General features: G+C 34.4%; 34 protein-coding genes. 5 read left to right on the top strand and 29 right to left on the bottom strand.

The window, feature by feature from the left end; all coding sequences use genetic code 11:
- The 14 genes from ABV008_RS15260 to ABV008_RS15195 all read right to left on the bottom strand — a co-directional run bounded on the left by ABV008_RS15260 (nucleotide 1) and on the right by ABV008_RS15195 (nucleotide 9,931).
- Complete coding sequence (locus tag ABV008_RS15260; RefSeq protein ID WP_352420700.1) at nucleotides 1-264, bottom strand: DUF3795 domain-containing protein; 264 nt, start codon at nucleotides 262-264, stop codon at nucleotides 1-3.
- Between the two features lie 25 nt (nucleotides 265-289).
- A complete protein-coding gene (locus ABV008_RS15255) occupies nucleotides 290-1,162 on the bottom strand; it encodes an aminoglycoside 6-adenylyltransferase (RefSeq protein ID WP_352420699.1) in 873 nt (290 codons plus the stop codon).
- A 330-nt stretch (nucleotides 1,163-1,492) separates the two neighbouring features.
- The gene (locus ABV008_RS15250) at nucleotides 1,493-2,368 is read right to left on the bottom strand and encodes a GNAT family N-acetyltransferase (RefSeq protein WP_352420698.1); all 876 of its coding nucleotides are present in this window, start codon (nucleotides 2,366-2,368) and stop codon (nucleotides 1,493-1,495) included.
- A gap of 91 nt (nucleotides 2,369-2,459) precedes the next feature.
- Complete coding sequence (locus ABV008_RS15245) at nucleotides 2,460-3,206, bottom strand: phosphotransferase enzyme family protein (RefSeq protein WP_352420697.1); 747 nt, start codon at nucleotides 3,204-3,206, stop codon at nucleotides 2,460-2,462.
- 197 nt (nucleotides 3,207-3,403) lie between these two features.
- Nucleotides 3,404-3,949 carry a chloramphenicol phosphotransferase CPT family protein gene (locus ABV008_RS15240; RefSeq protein ID WP_352420696.1) on the bottom strand — a complete coding sequence of 182 codons (546 nt, stop codon included), beginning with the start codon at nucleotides 3,947-3,949 and terminating at the stop codon, nucleotides 3,404-3,406.
- A 15-nt stretch (nucleotides 3,950-3,964) separates the two neighbouring features.
- Nucleotides 3,965-4,654: an HAD family hydrolase gene (locus tag ABV008_RS15235; RefSeq protein WP_352420695.1), complete on the bottom strand. Its 690-nt coding sequence runs from the start codon at nucleotides 4,652-4,654 to the stop codon at nucleotides 3,965-3,967.
- A gap of 47 nt (nucleotides 4,655-4,701) precedes the next feature.
- Entirely contained in the window at nucleotides 4,702-5,595 is an 894-nt protein-coding gene (locus ABV008_RS15230; RefSeq protein WP_352420694.1) for a hypothetical protein, read from the bottom strand.
- A 295-nt stretch (nucleotides 5,596-5,890) separates the two neighbouring features.
- Nucleotides 5,891-6,190, bottom strand: coding sequence for a hypothetical protein (locus ABV008_RS15225; protein ID WP_352420693.1), 300 nt, complete (start codon nucleotides 6,188-6,190; stop codon nucleotides 5,891-5,893).
- A gap of 24 nt (nucleotides 6,191-6,214) precedes the next feature.
- A complete protein-coding gene (locus tag ABV008_RS15220) occupies nucleotides 6,215-6,595 on the bottom strand; it encodes a hypothetical protein (RefSeq protein WP_352420692.1) in 381 nt (126 codons plus the stop codon).
- 67 nt (nucleotides 6,596-6,662) lie between these two features.
- Nucleotides 6,663-7,385 carry a hypothetical protein gene (locus ABV008_RS15215; protein WP_352420691.1) on the bottom strand — a complete coding sequence of 241 codons (723 nt, stop codon included), beginning with the start codon at nucleotides 7,383-7,385 and terminating at the stop codon, nucleotides 6,663-6,665.
- 245 nt (nucleotides 7,386-7,630) lie between these two features.
- On the bottom strand, nucleotides 7,631-8,245 hold the full coding sequence (locus tag ABV008_RS15210; RefSeq protein ID WP_352420690.1) for a CPBP family intramembrane glutamic endopeptidase: 615 nt from the start codon (nucleotides 8,243-8,245) through the stop codon (nucleotides 7,631-7,633).
- Between the two features lie 106 nt (nucleotides 8,246-8,351).
- A complete protein-coding gene (map, locus tag ABV008_RS15205; RefSeq protein ID WP_352420689.1) occupies nucleotides 8,352-9,101 on the bottom strand; it encodes a type I methionyl aminopeptidase in 750 nt (249 codons plus the stop codon).
- Between the two features lie 328 nt (nucleotides 9,102-9,429).
- Nucleotides 9,430-9,642, bottom strand: coding sequence for a hypothetical protein (locus ABV008_RS15200; RefSeq protein ID WP_352420688.1), 213 nt, complete (start codon nucleotides 9,640-9,642; stop codon nucleotides 9,430-9,432).
- 70 nt (nucleotides 9,643-9,712) lie between these two features.
- Complete coding sequence (locus ABV008_RS15195) at nucleotides 9,713-9,931, bottom strand: hypothetical protein (protein WP_352420687.1); 219 nt, start codon at nucleotides 9,929-9,931, stop codon at nucleotides 9,713-9,715.
- Nucleotides 9,932-10,310: 379 nt separating this feature from the next.
- On the opposite strand from ABV008_RS15195, the gene ABV008_RS15190 reads away from it, so the two are divergent.
- Both ABV008_RS15190 and ABV008_RS15185 read left to right on the top strand, forming a co-directional pair.
- A complete protein-coding gene (locus ABV008_RS15190; RefSeq protein ID WP_091726125.1) occupies nucleotides 10,311-10,517 on the top strand; it encodes a type II toxin-antitoxin system HicB family antitoxin in 207 nt (68 codons plus the stop codon).
- Nucleotides 10,517-10,744, top strand: a complete 228-nt coding sequence (locus ABV008_RS15185) for a type II toxin-antitoxin system HicA family toxin (RefSeq protein ID WP_352420686.1) — start codon at nucleotides 10,517-10,519, stop codon at nucleotides 10,742-10,744. The genes ABV008_RS15190 and ABV008_RS15185 overlap by 1 nt, the downstream gene beginning before the upstream one ends.
- A 254-nt stretch (nucleotides 10,745-10,998) precedes the next feature.
- Here the strand turns inward: ABV008_RS15185 and ABV008_RS15180 are convergent, their stop codons facing one another.
- The 7 genes from ABV008_RS15180 to ABV008_RS15150 all read right to left on the bottom strand — a co-directional run bounded on the left by ABV008_RS15180 (nucleotide 10,999) and on the right by ABV008_RS15150 (nucleotide 14,459).
- Entirely contained in the window at nucleotides 10,999-11,460 is a 462-nt protein-coding gene (locus tag ABV008_RS15180) for a GNAT family N-acetyltransferase (protein WP_352420712.1), read from the bottom strand.
- A 394-nt stretch (nucleotides 11,461-11,854) separates the two neighbouring features.
- A complete protein-coding gene (locus ABV008_RS15175; protein ID WP_352420685.1) occupies nucleotides 11,855-12,154 on the bottom strand; it encodes a type II toxin-antitoxin system RelE/ParE family toxin in 300 nt (99 codons plus the stop codon).
- Complete coding sequence (locus ABV008_RS15170; protein WP_352420684.1) at nucleotides 12,151-12,339, bottom strand: hypothetical protein; 189 nt, start codon at nucleotides 12,337-12,339, stop codon at nucleotides 12,151-12,153. The genes ABV008_RS15175 and ABV008_RS15170 overlap by 4 nt, the downstream gene beginning before the upstream one ends.
- A 284-nt stretch (nucleotides 12,340-12,623) precedes the next feature.
- The gene (locus tag ABV008_RS15165) at nucleotides 12,624-13,016 is read right to left on the bottom strand and encodes a retropepsin-like aspartic protease (protein ID WP_352420683.1); all 393 of its coding nucleotides are present in this window, start codon (nucleotides 13,014-13,016) and stop codon (nucleotides 12,624-12,626) included.
- A gap of 3 nt (nucleotides 13,017-13,019) precedes the next feature.
- On the bottom strand, nucleotides 13,020-13,265 hold the full coding sequence (locus ABV008_RS15160) for a hypothetical protein (protein ID WP_352420682.1): 246 nt from the start codon (nucleotides 13,263-13,265) through the stop codon (nucleotides 13,020-13,022).
- Nucleotides 13,266-13,339: 74 nt separating this feature from the next.
- Nucleotides 13,340-13,540 carry a hypothetical protein gene (locus ABV008_RS15155; protein WP_352420681.1) on the bottom strand — a complete coding sequence of 67 codons (201 nt, stop codon included), beginning with the start codon at nucleotides 13,538-13,540 and terminating at the stop codon, nucleotides 13,340-13,342.
- A 250-nt stretch (nucleotides 13,541-13,790) separates the two neighbouring features.
- Complete coding sequence (locus tag ABV008_RS15150; RefSeq protein WP_352420680.1) at nucleotides 13,791-14,459, bottom strand: class I SAM-dependent methyltransferase; 669 nt, start codon at nucleotides 14,457-14,459, stop codon at nucleotides 13,791-13,793.
- 436 nt (nucleotides 14,460-14,895) lie between these two features.
- Here ABV008_RS15150 and ABV008_RS15145 point away from each other — a divergent pair, with 436 nt between their 5' ends.
- Complete coding sequence (locus ABV008_RS15145; protein ID WP_352420679.1) at nucleotides 14,896-16,104, top strand: IS110 family RNA-guided transposase; 1,209 nt, start codon at nucleotides 14,896-14,898, stop codon at nucleotides 16,102-16,104.
- Nucleotides 16,105-16,361: 257 nt separating this feature from the next.
- Here ABV008_RS15145 and ABV008_RS15140 read toward each other — a convergent pair whose 3' ends face one another.
- From ABV008_RS15140 to ABV008_RS15125, 4 genes are all read right to left on the bottom strand, one after another.
- The gene (locus ABV008_RS15140; RefSeq protein WP_352420678.1) at nucleotides 16,362-16,823 is read right to left on the bottom strand and encodes a UPF0158 family protein; all 462 of its coding nucleotides are present in this window, start codon (nucleotides 16,821-16,823) and stop codon (nucleotides 16,362-16,364) included.
- A 304-nt stretch (nucleotides 16,824-17,127) separates the two neighbouring features.
- Complete coding sequence (locus ABV008_RS15135) at nucleotides 17,128-17,817, bottom strand: hypothetical protein (RefSeq protein WP_352420677.1); 690 nt, start codon at nucleotides 17,815-17,817, stop codon at nucleotides 17,128-17,130.
- Between the two features lie 283 nt (nucleotides 17,818-18,100).
- A complete protein-coding gene (gene ltrA, locus ABV008_RS15130; protein WP_352420676.1) occupies nucleotides 18,101-19,402 on the bottom strand; it encodes a group II intron reverse transcriptase/maturase in 1,302 nt (433 codons plus the stop codon).
- A 739-nt stretch (nucleotides 19,403-20,141) separates the two neighbouring features.
- Nucleotides 20,142-20,591: a DUF4431 domain-containing protein gene (locus ABV008_RS15125; protein WP_352420675.1), complete on the bottom strand. Its 450-nt coding sequence runs from the start codon at nucleotides 20,589-20,591 to the stop codon at nucleotides 20,142-20,144.
- A 378-nt stretch (nucleotides 20,592-20,969) separates the two neighbouring features.
- On the opposite strand from ABV008_RS15125, the gene ABV008_RS15120 reads away from it, so the two are divergent.
- Nucleotides 20,970-21,236, top strand: coding sequence for a DUF4160 domain-containing protein (locus tag ABV008_RS15120; RefSeq protein WP_352420674.1), 267 nt, complete (start codon nucleotides 20,970-20,972; stop codon nucleotides 21,234-21,236).
- A 14-nt stretch (nucleotides 21,237-21,250) separates the two neighbouring features.
- The gene (locus ABV008_RS15115; RefSeq protein ID WP_352420673.1) at nucleotides 21,251-21,496 is read left to right on the top strand and encodes a DUF2442 domain-containing protein; all 246 of its coding nucleotides are present in this window, start codon (nucleotides 21,251-21,253) and stop codon (nucleotides 21,494-21,496) included.
- A 232-nt stretch (nucleotides 21,497-21,728) separates the two neighbouring features.
- On the opposite strand, the gene ABV008_RS15110 is transcribed toward ABV008_RS15115, so the two are convergent.
- The 4 genes from ABV008_RS15110 to ABV008_RS15095 form a co-directional block, all read right to left on the bottom strand.
- Entirely contained in the window at nucleotides 21,729-22,904 is a 1,176-nt protein-coding gene (locus ABV008_RS15110; RefSeq protein ID WP_352420672.1) for a S8 family serine peptidase, read from the bottom strand.
- Between the two features lie 1,121 nt (nucleotides 22,905-24,025).
- Nucleotides 24,026-24,475, bottom strand: coding sequence for a GNAT family N-acetyltransferase (locus ABV008_RS15105; RefSeq protein ID WP_352420671.1), 450 nt, complete (start codon nucleotides 24,473-24,475; stop codon nucleotides 24,026-24,028).
- Between the two features lie 300 nt (nucleotides 24,476-24,775).
- A complete protein-coding gene (locus tag ABV008_RS15100; protein ID WP_352420670.1) occupies nucleotides 24,776-25,216 on the bottom strand; it encodes an NUDIX domain-containing protein in 441 nt (146 codons plus the stop codon).
- A 339-nt stretch (nucleotides 25,217-25,555) separates the two neighbouring features.
- Complete coding sequence (locus ABV008_RS15095) at nucleotides 25,556-25,771, bottom strand: hypothetical protein (RefSeq protein WP_352420669.1); 216 nt, start codon at nucleotides 25,769-25,771, stop codon at nucleotides 25,556-25,558.
- Nucleotides 25,772-25,782: the final 11 nt, after the last annotated feature.

The raw sequence follows: 25,782 nt of genomic DNA, 5'->3' as shown, positions 1-25,782 counted from the left end.
CTACTTTCTATCCCCCCAGAGTCTGCATTGCTCAATTCTCATACCATTATCGCCTTGCTCTTCATCATATGCAAAACTTTTTAATAATTCGCAAGAAAATGTCTCACATTCACCACAATGTAGCAGTTCCTTACCTTCACAACATGATTTTACTGGACACATTTCTCCCCAAAATGGCTTATCTATATTTACACAGCCTTTACATCCAGTTGATTCTCTATATTCGCATTTGGAACAAATTATTCCGCATCTTGACTCAATCATTTTCTCTCCCCCATTTCTTTTATAATTAATACATTTCCTTTGCATCCTTAGATAATTCTTTTACATGCTTTAAATGTGCAGTTACCCTTTCATCATCACCATAAGGATATTGATAATCAAAGTAGTCAGCCACTCTAATAGCAGTTTTTCTAAAAAGACTGCACATAGCAAAAAGTGACTTCCACATATTATCATAATCAGCATTTGGATATGTATCTAATAGCTCCTGCCATATATCTGTATCAAGATATTTCTCAAAATATTTGCCTAATTTACCTGCACTTTTGGTAAAGTTAGTTTTGATACCTATATCCCACTCAAGCATCTTCATCAGCATATCACGTACATATTGTTCAAGCATATGTTTTGCATATGGCAATTCTTCTCTCCAGATGCCCTTTGCAACATAAGGACTTACCCACCAAAACTCATTGCAGCAGTTTACAAATTCCTTTTTAGATGGTTTTTTTACAATATAATCTATATCACTAGTAGGAGGAAATGGTTTAACTATGCCATCCTTATCTAAAAGTAATATGCTCAGGCTATCATTATCTATAAGTTCATCTGCTCTTTCTTCGGGAACTAGACTTAAATCAATGCGATTTCCATCAGTAAACTGCATTAGATACACAAAAGTTCCATTGTTAGCAGGTGGCAGGAGAGTCATCTCCTCTGGCATCTGCATTATCATGATTTCTCCAAACTTCTTAACCCAATTATGGTTAGATGTAAATGACTCTATATCTTTTACAATATATACGATGTCATAATCCTGAAAAAAATCCCTCTTTACATTTGGATTCGCACGAGAGCCGTTCATAATAACGGCACGTATACGTTCATCTTCTTTAGCAGTACCTAGAATCAAATCCATCATTTCCTTTTCACTACGCATTAATTCATTCACCCCTTTGACTTTTTAAAAGACCACACTCTGCCATTACTCTTGATTTTAAAATTCTTCAATTATTCTCGTATTCGTCTACTTTTCCTCTTTTCATGATACCTTTTACATTGGTGTGAGATTATGCCATTTAGCTATTTGTGATAAAAGCTCCTCTAACTTTTCGTCATTATTACTGGTATCCAGTTCAATTTTTCTATAATTCATCTTAAATTCCTCCAACGGTTTGTTCATTAAATCATGATATACAAAAATTTTATAACTTAATTTTAAAAGAACTATATCTATGTAAGCCCCATCATCTTTGATCCCGAAACCAGCTTAGTTTTTCCTAGTAAAATAGTACAACTGATGTTTCTCTTTAAAACCAACTTTCTTATATAGATTAAGTGCTTTTTCGTTTTCCGAGTTAACGCATAGTGTGATATTATCTATTGATGCAAATGTGAATATCCATCGTAATGCCATTGTTAATAATTTACTTCCTATGCCTTTGCCTCTCGCTGATTCATTTACAGCAAAAAATTCTATGCTTCCTTCTCCAAACTCAGGATTGACTTCCACATAGATATAGCCTGCAAAGTTTTTATTTTCAATATCAATAAAAACTTTTCTATGATTATTCATTCTATCTATTATCTGGCTACCGTTGTAATAGGTGTTAGGGAAGATCTTATCATGAAGTGACTGCATATCCTCATTATAATCACTTGAAAGCTCTATTATAGGGATGTCTCGCAGCTTATCAATATCTTTTCTTTCAAAGGCAAGTATGGTTTCTTCACTTACTTTATTGAAATTTAAATTGGTTGCTAATTGTATACAGTTTTTATTTTCCCTATTGACAAACATGCTTATTAAGTCTATTTCCTTTGGTAGTTTTTTTATCATCTTGTCCCACAATTCAGCTGCAATATCCCATTTTTCTTTTATGATAAAAGGTCCCCATAATTCTGCACTATTGTTTTCAAGGTCTGAATCAAAGCCTAATACCCCAATCAATTTTTCATCTTCTTTAGCAACTATGAAACTCTCTTGAAAAGGAATATCCGTTATATCTTCTATTAATGAGTTCTCTATTTCTTCTCTATCAGTTCCACAGTAACCAATATGACTTTCTTTTTTTCCATTAAATTCTGCTATAAAGTTAGCTATTTGCTTCATATCTTCTTTTTTGGCTAAATTATACTCTATCATTATGTGTCACCCCTTTTTCTTCCATATTCGTTATAAAAAAGCCTTTGAGTTATCAGCAACCTGCTCTAAAAGGCCATTGTACATATTTCGGCTATATTATTTCATAAAACCTTTCATCATTAATCATAGGAATAATATAATCTCTACATATTGGCTCGGTTCTTCTTAAATACCATTCTTTCATTTTAGGATTATGTAAGTGCGTATCCATGCATAACAGTATTCCCAATACAAAAAATGCCTCAATGTATTTCATGTCTGACTCTGGAAGTTCACGTATACTACGATATCCCTCAAGTAGCGCCTTTCTTACAAGTATTGAGTTAGCATCAGCAAAGATGCCTCCTAAGTCCATGTAAAAATATCCATGCCCACAGAGACCAAAATCTATAGGAGTAACAGTATCTTCATGAACAATAAGGTTAGTACTCGATAAATCAGCATGTATCAATCCCTTGGAATAAACAGTTCTTTTATCAAGCTCTCCCATAAGCTCACAAATTTTTGTTGCACCATTTTGTATAATTCTATAATGGTCTGCGTCCATAAGCCCTAAATCAACTGCCTCTTCGATTGAAGCTATTGCAGATCTTACTTTAGATGTGTCATATTTATGTCTCTTAAGTGTTCTACCTTCATCCCAATTAGATGAAAAATCATGAAGCTTTGCGACCATAATTCCTGTTTGATACGCTTGCTGCTTCCAATTAGGATTTTCATAACTCATTGTTTCGCCTTTAATCCATGTTAGGATTGTTGCATATATAATTTTATTGCTATACGGGTCAATTATTTCTGAGATGAATGAGTCATTTTTATTAATAACTGGTTTTTGCATGGGTATATCAGTATTTTCTCCAATAGCCTTAATAAAAGTGAGTTCTGAGTATAAATTATAATATGTATGCTGTGTAGTCTTCTGTGAAAATCCTTCTATTGGTGTATGGAGTCTATTGGCACATTTAACATTCTGTAAATCCTGACATTTCGTCTTATAGTTATCTTTTCCATAATGCCGTTCTTTCTACTTAAGTTCTATTCCAATAAACCTCTACTGGTTTGTATCCACCCGCTATGATATTTTTTACTATTTAATGCTTCAATAATTTTTCTTGAATTCTCTTCTATGCTCTCAAAAGCCGTATTTATTTCTATGTCGTAGATTTCAGCTTTATGTACATACTCCAACTGTTTTTTAGCCTGTCCAATGTTTCTATCTCCCCTTGCTCTTTCTCTTCGTTCTAGCTCCTCTAAAGGACAATGAACACCAACAAATAAAACTGGATAATCTGCTAAAATCTTAAAGCAATCCTCCCTAGTAAAATTATCATGTAGAATATGATCTACCACAAGATTAACTCCTTTATCTGAAAACATAGCTACTGTACGATGGAAAAAGTACTCTGTTTCAACAGGTATCAAATGATCTCCTTCTCTATCTTCCATTCTCTCTATAAATACATCAAAATCATCTATACTAATATGAAAATAATCTGGCATCAGTTTAACTAACTCTCTTGATAGTGTTGATTTTCCTGAACTTGAAACTCCATTTAGAAAAATAATTTTCCCTTGTCCCATTTTTATCTCACCTATCTATCTTGACTTTATCTGTTCAACATAATCTACTATTTCTCTTAACGATTGAATAGTCCACTCATCTTTCGATTTATTGCTTCTATCAATATGAAATGATGTAAATCCTAAAATCCTTGCACCATCGGCTTCTATATCGTAATCATCAACATAGATACTTTCTTCTGCCTTTACACCCAAAGATTCTAAGGCTACATTATATATCTTAGAATCTGGCTTCATAACACCAACTATATCTGAACAGGTATAGCTGTCAAAGTATTTTCCTAATCCTAGGTTTTCAAGTGTTAATTGTAATGAAGGAGAGGTGTCACTAATAACCCCCATCTTGTAGCCCTGACCTTTAAAATATTCCAGTACATCGATTACTTCTTCAAATAACAGCCGCTCATTATTACACCAGAACTCAGTAAACAACAAATTTGACCGTTCTTCTAAATCCTTTTCAATACCTTCGCCTATTAACATTTGCAAATAATAGCGCTTCCAAAATTCAATTTCATCTTCAACCTTTTTAAACCCGTTTTTATCATATTCAGCCTTGTCAAACAAATCCATCATTTTATCATAATCCATCTCAAATGTCTTCCCTGACCAGCTTTCAATAGTAGTCTTTCGCCATTCAATCTTTTGTGGATTTGCATAAGTTAAAGTGTTATCTCTATCAAAAAATATAGCTTTATATTTCATCCTTTACCTCCTTTGTTACTAATAATAATGTAACTTGAACTTAACAGTTACCATTTAGGATACAATTCACCTGTTCCACTTCCTGCAGAGTATCCTTGGTTGGCTTCATTGCTAAAAGAAGCTATTTCTTCGCTGTAAAAAATGCCACCTTCTGTTTTAATTTCTACCCATACAGCATATGAACCTTCCTTTTTAAGATAATCGCTTAAGTCTACATTAAAGTAAATAGCCTCATCTAGTTCATAAATAAATGACTCCTTGATTTCTGTTGGTTGCATTTCTTTTCGACCTATCTCTGTATCGGTATAGTTGTCTCTTATCACTATTGTTGCAGTAGGGGTTCCCTTTAATAGAGAGCTTGACTTTTCATCTTGAGTATACACCACTAATGTGAGAATTTCAGTATTTCTTACTAGAGGAGTATTCTCAGCATCCCATCTACTTTCATATCCTAATGCAAGCAATTTATCGATATTGATTTCTGGTAAAACTTCTTGCCTTATTCCTGTCGGTGATTCAAATGAAACCGTAGGAATAATTTGTCGAGGCATTTCAAATACAAATGTTGCAGTATATTCTGAATCATTAACAGTTGAAGTCTCCTTCTTTTCATCTCCTATAGATAGATAAACTGTTTCATCAGAACGTTTTTCTTTTGGCACGACTTTAACTGTGACTTCAAGTCGTTCGTTTTTATATTCTACCTCTGTTTCAAAGGAAGCTAGCAGGCTATCCCCTTTTTCAATTGCATCTAGTAGTTCATTTTGCATATTATAAATGTTTCGATTAGCATAATTTATATCATTGCTAAAGTTAGAATGCATCCTTCCAACCTCGTTTTTCAGATTCTTTACCTGGTCTTTCAATGAAAGCATTGTCCAAATATTTACAACCATAAATATACAAACTATAATAACTGCAATTTTTTTGTATTTATTCATTTTGTAGTCCTCCTATTAAAGCACTGTTATGGTTATAAATCATTTCTCTAGTTAATTCTGATGATTAAATCAACACCTAAAATAATCTTCTACGCTAACTTATCCAAACATTTCTGTCCCATATAACTCATCTTTTAACTGATTATTAAAATGAGTAATGAATTTTCTTTTTTCACTCAATATTGATTCGCTAGCCCTATTAAAAGAATCCCTGCTTAGCATTGTCATTTTAATTTCTCTAAACAACTTCTTAATTCACTAATAAATAGAGTGAGTACTGTTTGTATCTATTTACTTAATTCTTTCCCCACAAATAGACTGTGTCTATTGGCCCATTTTCGGTTTTGGAGACAAACTCAACTTCATATCCTCCTGTATCATACACAATAGTCCACGTTCCATATGCCAATTCCGATTCCTCATTTTGCTCAAGGGTATTTATGTAAGTTGGTTCGCCTAATATTTCTTTAATTTCATCAAAGGTCATACCTATTCTTACGTTAAAGACTTCTTTGTCTTCCTCAAATATACCTATACCTTTTACTTGACCATGTATTATTTCATCATTGATGTTTTCGGCATTAGTAAAGAACAAAGTGTTTTTGTCACCATATCTAAATTATAGTCCTCCTAGAAAATAATCATATATCTCCGGAAGGCCCCATTCTTCAATAATTTCATTAGTAGGAGAATCTATTGCAAAATCAATACCATCAATTCTTCCTTGACTTGCTAATTCTAATAATGGATTGTCTTCATGAGTTATAAGTGTGGTATCCTCGTTTTCTTCATTGTAATTCTCTTCATTATTATCCTCATCATTGCTAATTTCTTTCTCATCGCTATTTTCCTTGTCATAATCCTCCCCAATGTTATTGTCACTGCTAGGTTCGATTTTGTCTTCAGGCTGTATATTCACTTCCTTCTCCACTTCTCTTATATTATCTTCTTTATTAGAAGCATTTCTATCACAAGCAGTTATAGATAAAAGGCTCAACATTATGAGCAGCACAATTATTTTTTTATCATATCATTGCTCCTTTCATTAGTATTATGTTGTGCAACTTTTATATAGGTAGTATTGTAATGATGTAACCACCAGCAATTAAACTTAATAAATTAGCTACAAAAACATATAATATCCTTCGAAGCTTAGAGTGTTCTCTTATAAGTCTTAAAAATAATAATGTCTCAACAATAAATACAATTATTTCAGCAAATATTAGTGAAAAAATCAAATAGCTACTAATAGGGAAAAATCCGTTAATCCAAATATTTAGTGCTCCTTGGGTAAGTAGATTTATTATAAGAAAAGTTGACCATGATCTTTGTTCTCTAAAACCAAATATCATAAAAACAACTGCTTCAATTATAATTGTCGAGACAATACGCATAGAAACTAATAGAATTGATCTTGATAGTAACCTTCCAGGTATAAGCGTTTGAGCCTCTAAATCTAATGTATATATATTGCTATACATTCTCAATGGTTTCTCTAATGTTATTTCATAATCTATGTCTCCTGTACTAATGTTAAATGTATAGTCAGCAGCCTTTTCAAGCTCTCGAGAATAAAAAGTGTAATAGGTTTCAATTATCTTGTCTGTTTTACCTGCCTTTGTAAAAGCATTTCCATCTCCGATGCTTATTTCCAAATCATCTGGCGCATCAGGAACTATAATCAGAATTGACGGTGGCTCAGCTGAGTTCCCATAGCTAATACTTGGTATAGATATAGATATAAAAATGAGCAAAAGTAAAATAATTAACACCTTGCTTTTCTTAAACATACTAATATACACTTTTTTTGCCCCCTTTTTCATTCGAAGAGCCTACTTATGATTTTCTTAAAATATAAATATTGAATTAGGGCTCCTAATTGACATTGACAATATCCTTGTGTAGCCAATCCAATAACTCATTAAAATTTCCCCTAAGCCATCTCTCATATTTTGCCATAATCATACTCCTTATTAGAAAATAATATATTGATGTGGTATATATCAGCCAAAATTCTATAGCCCTTTTTCAAGTTCTAACTTAATGCCTTTGATGTAAATGAAGCTATATTCATTATACTGTGAATCAATATACTAGGGATTAAGCTTCCATTTGCTTTCTTTTCATTCAACCAGAATTGTAGATAACCCACTATTCCAGCAGTTATAATAAGAGTTATGCCAACAACAGATTCTTTATAAATAATCATAAATGGTAATCCATGCGGTAAGCCAAATATTAATGCTTGAATAATATTGCCTGCTAAATATCCAAACTTGTTAGTAATTCCTTTACCTATAAGACCTCGGAAAAATATCTCTTCAGATAAAGCTGTTTGAATTATAGCTTTTAATAATATTATAATTACAATGCTAATACCTAATCCCTGTTCGCTTATAGTTTTGTCATAAAACATTTCAGCAGTAATATATCCTAAGTATTGAAACAAAGCAAGCGGTCCAACCATTATAAATAAAGATACTACAAAAACTACGATGCTACTTTTAATCCAATTCCTATTTCGAGGCAAACATAGTCCAATCCAATTAAAGAAACCATTCTTTTTTCTACACAACACAAGATAAGAAATTAATTCTAATGTTAAAACAAAAGAAATCTGTATTCCAGCTGATATTAAAACATCATTCATAAATTCTCTCCTCTAACTTTATTAAAAGATTATATTTTTTATTGTTTCTATAGAAATAAACCTAAAGCTTCATATACAGGGGCAGTGTCAACTTTGCAAACTGTTATCAGTCCTGTTCAGTTAAAATCAGTGGACCATTCTTGGTAATAGCAATGGTATGCTCATACTGAGCTGATAAGCAGCCATCAGCTGTCCTAGCTGTCCATCCATTCTCATCAATTGTAAGGTTGTAAGAACCCAGATTTATCATAGGTTCGATAGTGAAAACCATACCTTCACAAAGCCTCGCCCCCCTGTTGGGAAGACCATAATGGAGTACTTGTGGATCTTCATGCATTTCATTACCTATACCATGTCCTGTAAACTCACGTACTACAGAAAACCCATTGGATTCAGCATTGACTTGAATTGCATGTGAAATATCACCAAGCCGATTTCCGATAACTGCTTTTTCAATGCCAATATAAAGGCATTCTTTAGTTACCTTAAGCAATTTTTTAGCTTGTTCAGATATTTGACCTATCGGATAAGACCAAGCAGAATCAGCCAGCCAGCCATTGAGATTGACAACCATATCAATGGTGACAATATCTCCTTCGTGGAGAGGAATTTGGGTGGGGAATCCATGGCAGATTTCATCGTTGACTGAAGCACAGGTCGCAAAAGGATAACCTTTGTAGCCTTTTTGCTCGGCCTTCGCCCCGTGTGATTGGATGAATTCATCTACGAAGTGATTGATTTCCATAGTAGATATACCTGGACGAATAATCTTACGAAGTTCTCGGTGACAAGCAGTTAATATCCTACCTGCTTCAGCCATCTTTTCAATTTGTTCTGGGGTTTTTATAATAATCACTCTTTTTACCTCCTAGTTATAATAGTTTTATATTTTCCTATATATATATTTTATTTTAACAAATTCTCTATAACCTAAAAGTGTGTCTTTCATATAATGATCCACGATACTAAAGCCTATCTTTTTATAACAATTTATCACTCTTTCATTGAAAGTACGAACTTCTAAAACAATCATTTATATGTCGACCTATACATTCACAATGTATAATGGATTTATGTCAATAGTTTGGACAAAAATTTAGGTTTTTTGTAGATCTCCGCCACCATTAACAATCCAAACATAAATGTTCTTAAATTCTCACCGAAGGCGATGAACTCAAAGCAAGCTATACTTCCTGCCTTCCTGATATAAACCCATCCATCATAATAATTGTATATGGTTCTATGCCACTAGGAAGTTCTACTTCATAGGTTACTGTAGAAAAGCTCTTCCAAATATATGGTCCACAAAATCCTGATGTATCCCCACATAAACATTCATAACCTTCTCTTTTAACAATCCTTTCAATTTCTTCTTCAATATTATCATCATCTAACAAGTCTGACTTTGATCCACTGAAGGTTTTTAATTCTTGAGAAGCAGTTTTTTAGCCTCTTCATTTTACAGATTCATCTAAAATACATTTCTGTAATATTTTTGATGGATTTTTCTATATCTCCAATATTCTGATTATCTGTTCTTTTATAATATTGTCCTTCTTCAAAAATATTTATATATTTCTGAAGCCAGTCTTTTCTATCTTGGAATTTACTGAGGTAATTTACTGCCTCATGTAATTTCCCTTTCCACAGATATGATTTAAATTCAAGTTCATAAAATTTACTCATGTTTTATTCCCCCTAAAAACTTGCCTTATTATTAAGCATCAATATATTGCTGCGACGCTTAAATCTACTATTACGTAGCTCTTGTTTTTCAAAAAATAGACCTCCAAAGAACAACCTAGATATTGCCATTGCACATAACGTTCCAGTATTTGCGGCGTCTCTGAACCGGACCCCGGTAGATAGACCCCCTTTGGCAGAGCTTCACTCCCGGTGAAGGGATGTGGTACACATTACCCTAAGATTGTGCCCGAGTGCACCTTTACGCAAATACATTGTTAGATAATGTTCAATAAATTGACCCTAACATAAAATCTGTTTATTTCCAAGTATATTATGATATAATACTATTAATTAAATTTGTAAAGCGAGGTGTTTTGCTATGAGTATTAAAGTGACCGTCGTTGTTCAAAAAGAAGACAACTGGTATGTTGCAAAATGTCTTGAAAATAGTGTTGCTTCACAAGGCAAGACTATTGAAGAATCAATTGATAACCTACGAGAAGCACTTGAGTTGTTCTATGAAGATACAACACCAGAAAACGTCAATGTTCCTACCTTTGTCACTACAATGGAGGTAGCGTTGTAATGGGTTCAAAATATCCTGTATTATCACCTAATGAAATCATTAAAGCCTTAGAAAAAACCGGTTTTCAAAAGATTTCTCAAAAAGGAAGTCATGCTAAATATAAAAAATTTGGAAATCCTTCAAGAGTTGTAATAGTACCAATGCATGATGAGATTGCCAAAGGCACTTTAAAAAGCATTTTAGAACAAGCTGACTTACCACTTAAAGAGTTCTTGAATCTTTTATAATAGCCCATTCTTACGAATGGGTTTTCTTTTACCCGTGAGATTATTGAATGTCATCTAACGTTCCCGTATTTGCGACGTCCCTGAGCCGGACAGCAAGAGCTAGACCGTCTTGACGGTGGTCACACCCGGTGAAGTGATTTGGTCTGACTTGCCTACTTGACGTTCCCTCTAAGACCCTTGTGTGAACATGTTGTTAGGAGATGTTGTTTTCTCAGTTTCAATTGCTTGCTATAACTTTATTATTTATTTCTTTTTTAATTAATATCTAACCATTTTTCTCTAGTTAATTTATAATAATTCCGTTTAAGTATTTTTTCTTTTTTCTTAAATAATTCTTCTGTAGTTTCAAATAATTCATAACCGACAGATTCTAATGACTTACAAGAGTTTATATTATCTCTTAAAGCGTCAGCTATAAGCACTTCTACACCTAATGTATTAAAAGCATAGTTATACATAAGTTTTCGAGCTTCTTTCATATGTCCTTTTCTCCAATAATTAGAATGTAGTCTTTGAGAATCACCTGCTATTAATTTCCCATCATTTTTTTCAGGGAAAGAAAGTCTCATCATTCCAATAACTTCATTGTTTGACTTCTCTTCTATCATCCATACATATAGTACCTTTATATATATGTTTAATAATTCTTCGATTTCATCTACTGTTTTTGGAACTGTGTTACCAGTCCATTCATGCATTTTTTCATCTTGGAAAATTTATAATAGCTATACTTGTCCTTGTCAATTTCCATCGGACGCAAGCGTATTATATTTCCTTCTAAAATTGGTATTTCTATCATTTTTCTACCTCCTAAAATCCCTGATTTTTAAATTACAAATATAATCTATATACATCATCTTTAAGAACCTAATAGATATACTCTGATATGAGAAATCAATTTCTCCTAACGTCCCGCATCTGCGACGTCCCTGAACCGTGCCCAAGAGATAGACCTCCTGCTTGAGCTTCGCTCCCGGTGAAGGGATATGGTGCACATTGCCCTAGGCTTGCGCCCGAGTGCACACTTGTGCAAATGCATTGTTATCGGATGGACTATGCCAATTTCCCATTACAAAAACTCACCCAACAAAAAAACCTCAAGAACTTCTATCAAATTTCCCAAGGTTTTATATTTCTTAAATCTCTTGTTCCGTGTACAATTGTTAAAATTAGTATATAGTTTTCATCTACTTTATAAATAATACGGTAATTGTATAGTAGTATTTCCCTAATTTTAGGATCATTTACTTCTGGAACTTCTCTCCCAATATTAGGAAACCTCGATAGCTTTTCAATAGCGTCGAATATTCTTTCTACTACAATTAATCCGTAATATTCTGAGTCTCTTGATATATAATCTCTAATATTCTCTAAATCAATAACTGCTGGTTCAGTCCATTCTATCCTCATTTCTTCATAACTCTCTTCCTTACATCTTCATGGGGCATAATTCTTCCTTCTTCTGCAGCATCTAATGAATCTGTTATTTTCTTCTTTAGATAGAATTGGTACATTATATCGTCCCATGTAGCGTGTTCAGGCAAACTCTCAATTATCTTTCTAGCATCGTCCTTAGCATAACTCAAATTATCCACCCCATTTCAAATGTAATTTTCTAACTTAATTATATCATAAACCATCTTTATGATTCACTAATATTCAAATATTTTCCTATAAAATTCACAAAGCCTTTCAGTCTGTCCGATAACGTTCCGTATTTGCGACGTCCATGAGCTGGACCCCAGAGATAGACCCCCCTTGGTGGAGTTTCGCCCCGGTGAAGGGATGTGGTGCACAACGCCCTAAGATTGTACCCTAGTGCACCTTTATGCAAATACATTGTTAGGCGATGGAACACGTTGACCTGCAGAGAACCACCCTAACAATTCTTTTTATACATTGTCAAATCAACTAAATCAATAATTACACCTACTGACCTTAGGAAATCTAGACCTATAAGTCCATTAACCCTCTCATAAGGATCTATCTCTCCAAAATCAATCTTCATATTTGTTAATGAAATATCTCCAATTGTTACTTTATCAATCTTTTTCCGTACTGAACTCATCTGTAATCCACCATATCCTGAAGATTTTACAAGCTCGTCATCTTCTGTAAATTCAGCATCTAAATCCTCTAGATAATCTGTTAGAATAATTGTATGATATGCACCTGTGTCAACTATAACATCTTCAACAATAATAGACTTGTCCCCTTCCTGTAAAATAATAGAAGCATATAAAAGTCCATTTTTATAATGTAGATTATACATACTTTATACGCTCCTTCTAATGCCTATATGTTTTACTAGGTCAATTATTAATTTTTCGTTCTTAGTGCTATAAATATATTCCCCTTCTTTACGTTGTATAAATTCTTTCATAGCTTCTTTACCGTCTTCAATAGCTTTTATGATAGCAACTTCATCAACGTATTCCTTATTTCCTTCAATATGAGACTCTATTATTTTGAACTTAACAAACTGATCAGGATATAACTTTCTTACTTCATCCCAAGTCATAAAAATCTCCCCTTTTATATATTCCATACTATAACTTTATTATATCAAACTTTAATAATAAATACTCTTCTCAATTAGCTAAAAGCAGGTGCAACTACTCCAGCTAAAATAATCAAAAGAGAAATAGCCGCAATCAATATATTTTTCCCCGAAGCATTTTCATTTTTTATAATTTCAGCAAGACCAAAAGCAAAAGAAAAAACGAATACAAAAGGCCAAACAAACCAAGTCCAGTAATAAAAAATCCCAATTCCCTTCATAAGCTCAATTAACATCTTGATTCCTCCCAACTTCATTAAACATAAATAATCACTATTTGATGCTATCATACATTCCTAAGTTACCTGCCCTACTAATACAAACTGACCCTAAAGCCTATCTACAAACGTGCTTTGTCGCATAACGTTTAGGCATAGGAGACGTTTCAAAGACTTTGCTTAGCCTTTGAAATGTGTGCTGGACTACCTCAGAGCTTGGCCCTCTTCAGCACGAACTCCCATGCGGTGTTAGCAGACGCGATAAATTTTACCTATTTCTTAAATAGTACATACGATTTATCATATTATATTGTTTATATTCAATCACTTCGTATTTTTCAATAATGAAAAAGGGATCAATGTTTTTTTCTACCATTTCATTGGTTAGATTCCATAAATATAATCCTGAATCTTCTTTATAAAATTCATGAGAAATTTCTATAAACTTATATTCTTCTCTTTGTTGTCTACTAATATATGGATTCAGCTTTAATAAAATCTTACCATTTGATTTAACTATTCTATGTATATTTTTAATTAATTCAATGGCATCTCCTGGTGTTAAATTATCTAATATATTAAACAAAATAGCACTTTCATAGCTATTATCATTAATTTCACTTAATTTTTCTATTCCGCCACATATTACATCAGCTTTATCTTTATAATTGAATTTCTGTATAACGCTATTAGCTATTTCTATTGCATTATTACATATATCTATTCCATAAACATATTTCATCCCTTTGTTCAAACAACGGCATAGTACTCTTCCATTCCCACACCCAAAGTCTATTGTAGATTTACTGTTTTCTACAAGCCAGCTAATTCCATTTTCAATCTCTTGTACCTGTATCATTTGAGTAGGATTATATTCTATGGCTTGTCCAAAAATACTATCCCAATATTTTATTGTTTCATCATAACTATTCACCATTTTACTCCCCCACATTTTAGCTTAGTTCTCTCTATACTCTTATCTGATTTAATGTCTGCTAACGTTTCCGTATTTGTGGCGTCCCTGAACCAGACCCCAGAGATAGACCTCTTGGCGGAGCTTTGCTCCCAGCGAAGGGATGTGGTACACATTGCCCTAAAATTGTGCCCGAGTGCACCCTTACGCAAATATTATTTTCGTATTATTAGCTTATACCAGTTTAATCTTGGTATAAGCTTTTTTAGTCAATAATCTATGTATAAACTAGGTAAAGAACGTATATTTTGTTGGGGCCTAGACCCCGCCACATAAACTGTTCAAGCCTGGGCTAGATAAGTTACCTCGATTAAGCTGGTTTGGGGCTTTGACCCCGCATTACTTCGCGAACCTGCGGAACTGTCGATGCTTAGGACCTAGTAAATAAAGGAGGTATTCTATGAATCCAATTTTGTCCATTGATGTATCTAAATCTAATAGCTATGCTACTGCATTTCTTTCTAATTCTAGTCCCTATACTAAGCCATTTAGGTTTAATCATTCTCCAAGCGAATTAAATAATCTTTTGTCTTTATTAGCTGAAATGGAGAATAAAACAGGTGCTTGTCCTAGTGTAGTTCTTGAAGCTACTGGCAACTACTCTAAACCTATTGCTACTTACTTTATGAGCCATGGTTATGATGTTGTAATACTTAATCCTCTTCAGACACATGAGCTTAAGAAAAAAACTATACGTAAGGTTAAGACTGACCCTGTTGATGCTAATAGAATCGCTAAAGTGTATTACCTTAATGACTTCAAGCCTGCTAAGTTGCCTGATGATATAATTATCAATCTCAGAAATATTTGTAGGCAATATGAAGGCTTTAATATCCTTTACACCGAGGCTGTTCTCAGACTAAGGAGTATTTTAGATGTTGTTTTTCCTAATTACGATAAGCTCTTTTCTTCTGTCTCTAGCAAGATTTCTCTTAATTTTTTATCTAAGTTTAAGACTCCTGAAGACGTCTTAAATGCTGATTTCAATGACCTTGTAAGTGCTCTAATAGTACGTAGTAGATCTAAATCTTGGTCTATTGAGAAGGCTAAGTTAATAGTAGAGACTGCCAAAGAAAGCTTACCAGATAATACGTCCCAGCAGTCCAATGTTTGTGCTTTAGATGAGTATATTAAGTTACTCACTTGCATACAAGGTATATTGGCTGATGTACGGGATCAAATGATTAAATGGGCTAAGCTTTCTCCTGAGTTTGAGCTTCTCCTATCCATTCCTGGTGTGGGAGATATGACAGCCTCTACTATTCTCTCAGAAATTGGTGATGTTACTAGATTCCCTACCGAGAAACAACTTGTTGCATTTGCTGGACTTGATCCATCTGTTTATCAGTCTGGAACCTTTAGAGCTTCTAATAACAAAGTATCAAAACGTGGGTCAACATATCTTAGAAAGGCTTTGTATCAAGCTACGTGTGCTGGAATTTATAGAAGATCTAGTGGTTATTCTAATACTTTATTAAGAGCTTATTATGATAAAAAAATTGCTGAAGGAAAGCCTTCTAAAGTAGCTATTATTGCTACTTCTAATAAACTGTTACGAATTGTTTATGGCATCTTAAAAAATAGTAAACCTTTTGATTTAAACTATTAGTTAGTATAGATTATTACCTTGCAGTTGCATTTTTTAAACCTATTTTCCTATAGGTTTATTTGCTATGCTTATTTTTACTATATTCTACATTTTTTCAAAAAAACCTTGACAACGATTAGCTGGTTTATGTGATGTATAGCCCCTAAGATTAAGACCTAAAACAACTCTTAATTGTATAAGTAAACCTTGTATTCCAACGTATTTTCAATTAAAGTCTAGAGCCTTCCTTCTATCATTGGCTATTTGTTGCAACATCTTTACTCATACTCAATTCCGTTATCTGCACACCATTCAATTGCTATAGTTCTCAATGCTTTATCCCGATACTCATACCAATCTTCTTCAATATTATACTTTCTAATATTGTCTTTAAATTTACGAAAAGCACCATTTCCCTTGATAGAGTAATACATAATATCGCTTAAGTTATTGTTCTTTATAGATAAACAAAACCTTTCCATAATACTGTACTCATGTATGTCAAACTTTGAAGGTAACGGAATCCATAAATCCCCAAACAATATTTCCTCGGCTATTTTGATATTTTCTTGCTGCCAATCTGGAAATTTTTCAATTGGTTCTTCATCTTCTACTGCACTAAACTCTTCATATGAAATACTTACTATCTCTTTAGTCTCCTTATTAAAAAAAGATCTTGTCTCATCAAATTGAAAATCCATTTCCTCCACTATTAAATCTAATTTAACATGACTATCCACTTGTTTTTTACCTTCTTTCTAGAAATAATCTCTCTCCTAAGAGATTCATTTAAAAAAATTAGACCACAAGGACCTGCCCCGATAGGCTATATGTCCTATAACGTTCCGTATTTGCGACGTCCCTAAGCTGGACCTCAGAGATAGACCCCATAGTGGAGCTTTGCTCCCAGCAAAGGGATGTGGTGCACATCGCCCTAGGCCTGTGCCCTAGTGCGCCCTTGCGCAAATATTTTGTTATAGGATGTGATGACACTTTGCATGCCAATATTCCTTACATAATATAAAGAATACGTCTTAACTACCACTATCTATCTTTTACATCATAGCTTACAATCTTATTATTTTTATATGTCATTAGTATAAAAGTCCCCGATGAATCATATGCTTTTACCTTTGTCTCTTGTCCCCTTATACTTCCAAAAAAGTTATCAGAATAAACTTCTAATCCATGCATATCTAATTCTTCTTCTAAATATTTTTGTGCTACTAACTCTTGTTTAACCATAATTCTACCTTCAGAGCCAGATAGTTTATAATAAGAAAACATGAATGTTGCTGCAATAACAATTCCTATTGCAAGTGCAATATTTTCTTTTACAGACCCTTTCCGTTTAAACGTAAAGCATAGAATCGTATTTATTACGAGTAATAATAAAAGAAAATATTGTGGATGAATAAGCATATTTTGGATAGCCTTGATTAACAAATATACCATAAAAGGTAGTCCTACTACATATGATGAATACTTAAGCCATTCTACATTACTTCTGTCATTAACTATACTTATTAAAATAAAAGTAATAGTACTTAAAAATACATATAAAACTCCAATAGCAGTATCTGTTATAATATAAGATATTAAAAATAATAAACAAGTAATCAGCACTCCAATAAACAATCTCACTTTGTCCAAACCTTTATTCTTTTTTATATAAATACTTCTTTCTAATCCTGCTAATCCTATTAATATTATCGATAATATTAATACAATCATGCTATATCCCCTTTCTGAAAGTAAGTAATTGAACTATTTTAATTTAATTCTAACTATATGAATATTTGACATAGATGACGCCATAATCTACAAATATGTCATAGGCAGTTCCCTAATATCTGCCCTCTTTTCAAAGTTTTATCAAACAAAACCCGCAAAGAACTGTCCAGATATCATCATTTCCTAGTCACGGTAGACGTGCTGGTTACCCAGCACACCCCGCACGGATCCCGGCGTGCAGATTTCCCGCACCGGGCTCTTCAAATATATTCGCTTCCGTAATCTAAGCAAAACAGTCTTCTATCCTTATTTGATTATCTATCTTTTCTGTTATCTTCGGTCTGATAAGCCCATACCATCTCATTTTCTTATCGAACTCTTCCCATGTAAAGCTTCTTCTCTGACTTCTTCTATTTAACCATTTATAGAGTATTTTCATTGCTGGTCTATAAAAATCATATAGTCCTTTGCTGTTTCCTATTACTCCGTAGTAATTAAAATATCCTCGTAGCTTTACATTTAGTTCTTCTACTATGCGTTTTATCCTATTGTGCCTGTTTTCTTTGCACCACTGTGTAAACGCCTTCAGCGATTTCTTTAACTTTTTCCTACTTGTCCTTCTTGCTATTATGTCTTTACCTTTGCTTGATACTCTCCAGCGAAACTCAAATCCTAAAAACTCAAAGCTTGTATTCTCGTATTTTCTAAATCTAGAGAAACTTATTATCTTTGTCTTTTCTTCTGCTAGCTCTAGGTTAAATTTTGATAGCCTTTTTCCTAAAACTCTATAAAACCTGTCTGCCTCTTCTTTGTATCTAAATGCACATATGAAGTCGTCTGCTACTCTACATAGATATGCTTCTCCTTTACATCTTGGTTTTACTATCTTTTCAAACCATAGGTCTAATGAGTAGTGTAAGTATATGTTTGCTAATATTGGACTTATGACTGAACCTTGTGGACATCCTGTTTGTGGGTTTATTACCTTTCCATCTACATCTAGTATGCCTGCTTTTAGCCATTTCTTTATTAGTTTTATGAAGGTCTTGTCTTTTATCCTTTCTTGTAGCATCCTGATTAACCGCTCATGATTTATGTTGTCAAAGAAGCTTCTTATGTCTGCTTCTACTATGTAGCTATATTTTCCCATCAGTTCTTTTGTCATTTCCCTTACTGCTTTTTGTGCTCCCGATTTTGGTCTGTACCCATAGCTACTCTTTAGAAAGTCCTGTTCATATATTGCTTCTAGTATGGTTGTTGCTGCTCTTTGAATTATTTTATCTCTTAGTGCTGGAAGTCCAAGAGGTCGAGTTTTTCCTTCGCCTTTTGGTATGTTTACTCTCTTTACTAGTCTTGCCTTATACTTTTTACTTTTTAGCTCTGTTAGTATGGACTCTATGTTACTATCTAGATTTCCTTTGAACTCTTTTGCTGTTTCTTTGTCTATTCCTGGTGATGAGCTTTTCTTAATGTTCTTCCATGCCATATACAGTGCTTGTTTATCTATCATCGTGTATAAGTTACCGAATTTGTATTTACTGTCTTGTTTTGCTTTTCTTGCTATTCCCTGCAGTGATGTTTGCATTATTTCCTCCAGTCCTGCAGTCTGGATAATGTTTCATTTGCAGGCTGCATATATTTGTTAGTCCCTTCCCCATGTAATCGGCGCTACCGTTTCAGAGTACTATGGACTAATCCGAATTCCTACGAGCATTGGTCGTCCTCTTTTTCGATTGGATGGACCTACCGACTTTGTTATCGGAGCTATAGGATACCTCCCAAGTTCCTGTACAATTCTCTTCATACATGCCACGTTCTCTGACCCCGACAGACCCTCGGAAATCTCACCTTTAACGATTTCTCTGTATTGGCTTCCGTGACGTTAAACACGTCGCCATCTGTATTTAAACGGTTACGAGGCTGAATATACTTCAGGGATTACGGTTTCCCCTATGGCCTGCATGATTCCCTGTGTACGCTTAACCTAACTGTTGCCAGCTTCAGTCCAACACTCGGTATGGGTGGTTGGCTAGACCTTACCCAACAAGGACTTTCACCCTGTAAGAATTGCCAAGCTTTCTTGGCGCACTAACGTCCCGTATTTGCGACGTCCCTGAACCGGACCTGAAAGATAGACTTCCTGGCGGAGCTTCGTTCCCGGTGAAGGGATGTGGTGCACATCGCCCTAGAATTGCGCCCTTGCGCAAATGTTTTGTTATAGGGCGTGATGATAATTTTACCCGCCATAAACCTTCACATAATATAAAATATGTATCATAAGTCTTAACATTAAATGCTTTCTTATAATCTTTATCCACTAGTTATTAATCCAAAATTTCTTCTACCTGTATTAATACGTTCGTATGGTGTCCCCCAAATATAGCTTCAAATAAAGTTCCCTGGATTCTCACCCTCTTACCTATATAATTATCCAATAACTCGGTTTTTTCTTTTCCAATAGGTACTACTTGTATTTCAGTAACTTCAAATACATCTGAGTTATAAGTATCATCTTCCTCTGCTATGACATCAATTGGATTATCTAGTTGCAAAATAAAGGGATATTGCTTAGTATCAGTATCAGGATTCTCTCCATAATTTGGTGGTCCATAATACATTCTTGTAATTAATTTTCCTTCGATTATTGATATACTTGGCTCAAAATAGTATTTATCTAGATTTTTTATCATTACACCATCGTTTACTTCTTTTTTACAAGAAATTAAAGAAAGTATTGATATCATTATAATTATACATATAGTAGTTTTTTTCAAATCATAACCTCCTATTTTAAAATTTGTGACGTATAAAATTACAAAAGCGTCACAAACGGCTTATTATATATAATATCCTTCTTATTTATGTACCTTTTTTGAAACAAGACCCCCAGAGAACTGCCCTGATATCATCATGCCCTATAACGTCCCGTATTTGCGACGTCCCTGAACCGGACCCCAAAGATAGACCTCTTGGCGGAGCTTTGCTCCCGGTGAAGGGATGTGGTGCACATTGCCCTAAGATTGTGCCCTCGTGCACCCTTGTGCAAATACATTGTTAGACGTCGTTATTTAATCAAATCCTTTGATAGTTCCATTCTCTTTTTAATAATGGTATAATATAGATAATAAGAAGATTATGAAAGGATGAAATCTATGCCTACAATATCCATGTTCTTTGGCATTATTATTAGAATGTATTGTGCTCCAGGTGAACATAATCCTCCACATTTTCATGCATATTACCAAGATTATAAAGCTATAATAGATATAAATTCTTGTGAAATTACAGATGGTTCTTTACCTAACAAACAACAAAAACTTGTATTAGCTTGGGCCGAAATTCACAAAGATGAACTGCTAGCTAATTGGGCACTTGCAATGAACAGCGAATTACCTTTTAAAATTGAACCTTTAAAATAGGAGGTGTACGAATTATGTATTTAGCTATTAAGAATGTTAAACCACTAAAAAATTATTTTTTACTACTAACATTCGAAAATAACGAAAAAAGAATATTTGATATGTCTCCACTATTAGATAAAGGTGTTTTCCGTCAGCTTCAAGATGTAGATTTATTTAATACAGTTAAAGTAAATTTTGACACAATTTCTTGGGACAATGAAGCAGATTTGTGTCCAGAGCTACTTTATGAGCAAAGTCAACCTTATATGAACCCCTAAAGATATCCAGCAAAGGATATCTTTTTTATTAACGACAAGTTTCTATGCCCTGCTATAGTTCTTTTAATGATGTCTAACGTTCCCGTATTTGCGACGTCCCTGAGCTGGTCCTAATAGATAGACCCCATAGTGGAGATTTACTCCCAGCGAAGGGATGTGGTGCACATTGCCCTAAGATTGTGCCCAGGTGCACCCTTGCGCAAATATATTGTTAGACGAAGTACACCTTCAGCTAATCCATCTCACTTACCTTCTGTATAAATGCTTTTGGATTAATTATACAACCTCCATTGAATGGTGTACCAGTTTCTCTTAAATATTGATATATCTCTTCTTGTTCAAGATTTGGATTTATCTGAAATCCCAAGGCAATCACTCCAGCTAAATATGGAGCTCCCCAACTTAATCCACCTTGAGCCCAGAATGTATAGTCATTTTCTCCTTTATAATCTGCTGTTGCCCTATTATCTATTGGAACAAACAAAAAGTCTCTTGATTTTAAAAACGAATCATTGTTTGCAAAATAACATATGTCATAGTTTTCAGGATTATCTCTATCTTCATATAACTTGCAACCTACCCCGAAAAAATCTTCAATTCCCTCATCAGAGCAATGAACTACTATAACTCCACTTTCCTCAGCTTCTTTAATTTTCTCCTTCCACATTGATAAATTATCTTCATCTGGGCTAAATCCTTTTGAAACACTAACTACTCTTATTCTCTCGTTTAAAGGTTTGTTTTTATTGTGCTCTATGATTTGACCTAAAGCAGTTGTTCTATATATATAGTCTCCTTTCCAAGAAGGTTCTGCCCAATAATATAGTGATGCACTAGGCGCAACTCCGCAGTCCTTTCCGACTAATATACTGGCTACTGCTGGACCATGCATTTGCGGTCCTACATCCTCGCATTCTATGGCAGTATATTTTACCACTTTATCTTTATATTCTTCATGTCCTAGTAACAATGGTTGGTCAATGATTGCCACATTTATTCCTTGCCCTGTAATGCTTTGATTATGTAAATCTCTTATCCCTAAGCCTGGATTTTTGCCTATTTCAATTATTTCTTGTGGATTAAACTCTTTTGGTAATTTGTCTTTTGATGGCCATTCAGTACGTGTGTCAAAGGTCACTTTAAGTAAAGTATCATATCTACCTGATAAATCAAGATCTTTTATGGATTTTCCTTCCATTACCAATACATCTTGTCTTAAGTCAGAGAACTCACTAATTTTCAAATCTATATTTTCTATTTTTTCCTCAACTGTATCCGATTCATTGTCTTCCGTATTCAGGTGTGTCTCAACATGTTCTGTTTCAATATTATTTTCCTTAGTACAACCGCTAAATACTAAACTTATTGAAACTATCATAAGAAAAGTACATACTAATATTTTCTTCATCTTAATCCTCCTAGCTTTTTTAATCTTTATTCAACTAAAGTATGCGATTTGTTTTTCGTCTTACGTTCCCGTATTTGCGACGGTCGGGTAGAAAAACAGGCGCGCACATTTTCTTTGAGTAAAATCACGTTTCCTGTAGCCCCCCTCTCATCCCGGACGGTCGGATTTCCCGAGTCCGGTTGGCGGTAACAGCTTTTCTTACGAGATACCCTTCCTTTACTATCCTAGGCTTAAGTGGCTACTCACATACACCCATTGATATTAAAGTTTGATACCTTGCTAGATATGCATTGAGGTTGGCACTGTTAATCCGTTCCGGCAGTACGGACAGTGTTTCCTTTACTATATCCTCTGTTTACCGAGAGTCCCTTTGCCTACTTATGGTGTTACCATTAATTAGAGCAATGTCTTGCATTGCTTCGGTCAGAGTTACCTGACCTTCTTAGCTCCTACGGGCTCATGCGCCAGACCATAATCCTCCTACCATCTTTGTTCTCCTTATAATCATAGGTCTTTACAGTTGTTCGTAGCTACCTGCTGGAAGATGGCCCTTCCCGTCGTTATCTCTGAGAATCTTTCACTACATGCCAGAACCCCTATCCCGGTTGCTTCTATGGTGCATTTAACCGTTTCTTCCCATAGAACTTCGGCCTTCCACATCAGGGAATTGTGTCGGCGCTAAACAAATTTCCTTTCAACAGCTTCTGAAAGGAGTCCAATTTCGGGACTGCAGTATTCGTTAATTCCTTCTGGCCTATAGCTTTGCTTGCCACGCAGGCTGTTCCGACCCTATGTTCTCTACATAGGCCGCCGTGACTTTTACTTCCGGGCACACCATGGTTTGTTACCTCCCCATGTTCCGGATATACTAGTTACCTGAATCGGTCAATTGGTAACAGGAGACTTTCACTCCATTAGATTCTCAGCCTTGAAGGCTGCTCCTCCCTGAGCTGGACCTCAGAGATAGACCCCATAGTGGAGATTTGCTCCCGGTGAAGGGATGTGGTGCACAATACCCCAAAAACTTGCCCGAGTGCACCCTTGCGCAAATATTTTGATATAGGATGTAGTTACTTCTTTTCCATTAAAGTCTAAACTTATGTCATGGAATTATATGTATATTAAAAATCTAAAGCCATACCTATTTCATCTTCAGAATCATCGCCTGAAAAATAAAATCCACAGCTTTTATAGAATTCCATTGCACCAACATTTTCCCTTGAGCAGCCAAGCTCAACCCTACTATACTTTCTCTCTTGTTTCATTATATTAATAACAAGCTCTAGAGCTATTTTCCCATATCCTCTCCCCTGAAACCGCTCATCAACCATAAACTGATCAAGAATGTAACATTTTGGTGGTTCATCGTAATTTCTATACATAAGAATCCCAACCATCTCATCATCATTATAAATAATATAAGTACAACTTCCCTCGTTTCTATAGGCATAAGCTCTTGCTAAAATTGCGACATTAGGTGCAACACTACGATTTTCCTTTTGTTTTTCACTAACTTTCAAGGCACAACATTGCCTGTAATTTTGCCAATTAACCTCTTCTAGATGTACCATATTTATTTTCCTCCCACTGTAAAATAATCTTTATTTTATATCTCCATTAATTTCTTAAACCAAGTTTTTAAAAATAGACCTCAGAGAATAGCCCTGATATAACTATGTCCTATAACGTTCTGTATTTGAGACGTCCCTGAGCTGGACCTCAAAGATAGACCCCATAGTGGAGCTTTGCTCCCGGCGAAGGGATGTGGTGCACATCGCCCTAGAATTGTGCCCCAGTGCACCCTTACGCAAATATTATGTTATCTGGTGGCTCAACCTTAGGCCCAGACTAACAATAAACTTCCTTCTATATTAAATTGCCTTGATATCTATCAATCTTTCCTTTATCCTTTTCATTGTTGGAAAAAATTGTTCCCGCTTTATGTATTCGCTCCATGTATTTTCATCATCTAGTGAACACCATACTAAATCTAATATCTTCCTATAATCATCCGTTTCGTTTCCAACCCTTCCCACGTTTTTATCTTTGGGAACACACAAAAATGTAACATATCTTTTATAAACATCAATTCCAGTTCCCTTGTCATCAAGTAGTATATCTATTACATCTACATCCATATTGGCTTCTTCTTTTATTTCTCGTTTTACACATTCTTCTTCTGTTTCATTGTTTTCTAGGCCCCCTCCAGGAAGCATCCAGTATTCTTCTTTTCTAAGAGAATTGTACTGTCTCATAACCAAAACCTGTCTATCTTTAAGAATCACGCCCTGACATCTTACTTCTCTTCCCATATTCCCCTCCAAGTTATTATGTTATTTTTGATTTTAAATGTCACGTATGTATTAGTTCTTAATTTTTTCCGTTCTTTCTGTTTTTTCTCGCTCCGATAGTTCTGCCCCGAAATTGAGCTATCAGATAACGTTCCGTATTTGCGACGTCCCTGAACCGGACCTCAGAAATAGACCTCTTGGCGGAGCTTCGCTCCCGGTGAAGGGATGTGGTACACATTGCCCTAAGATTGCTCCCCGTGCACCTTTACGCAAATATTTTGTTATAGGGCCGTGATGATTTTTTACCTTCCACAAGTTTTCACATAGTATGAGAGATACACTAGAGTAAAAAATGGGAAACTAATTCTGTTTATCTTGCAATAATTGTTCTATCTTCCTTTCTAATTCATCAATCCTTGAATACTGATTTATAAAAAGTTTAACTAATATAGCTAACATAAAGGATGCCAAAATAATAATTGCCCATATATTTGTAAATAATAAATCACCTAAGAAAAGAATAGCAAGCAGGCAAAATATAAAGCACCCTAAAAAAATGCCAATAAAATCCTTCATTTTACCAACTC

This window comes from Proteiniborus sp., from assembly GCF_040308045.1.
Classification (GTDB): Bacteria; Bacillota; Clostridia; order Tissierellales; family Proteiniboraceae; genus Proteiniborus.
This window is presented reverse-complemented; position numbering and strand designations above follow the sequence as displayed.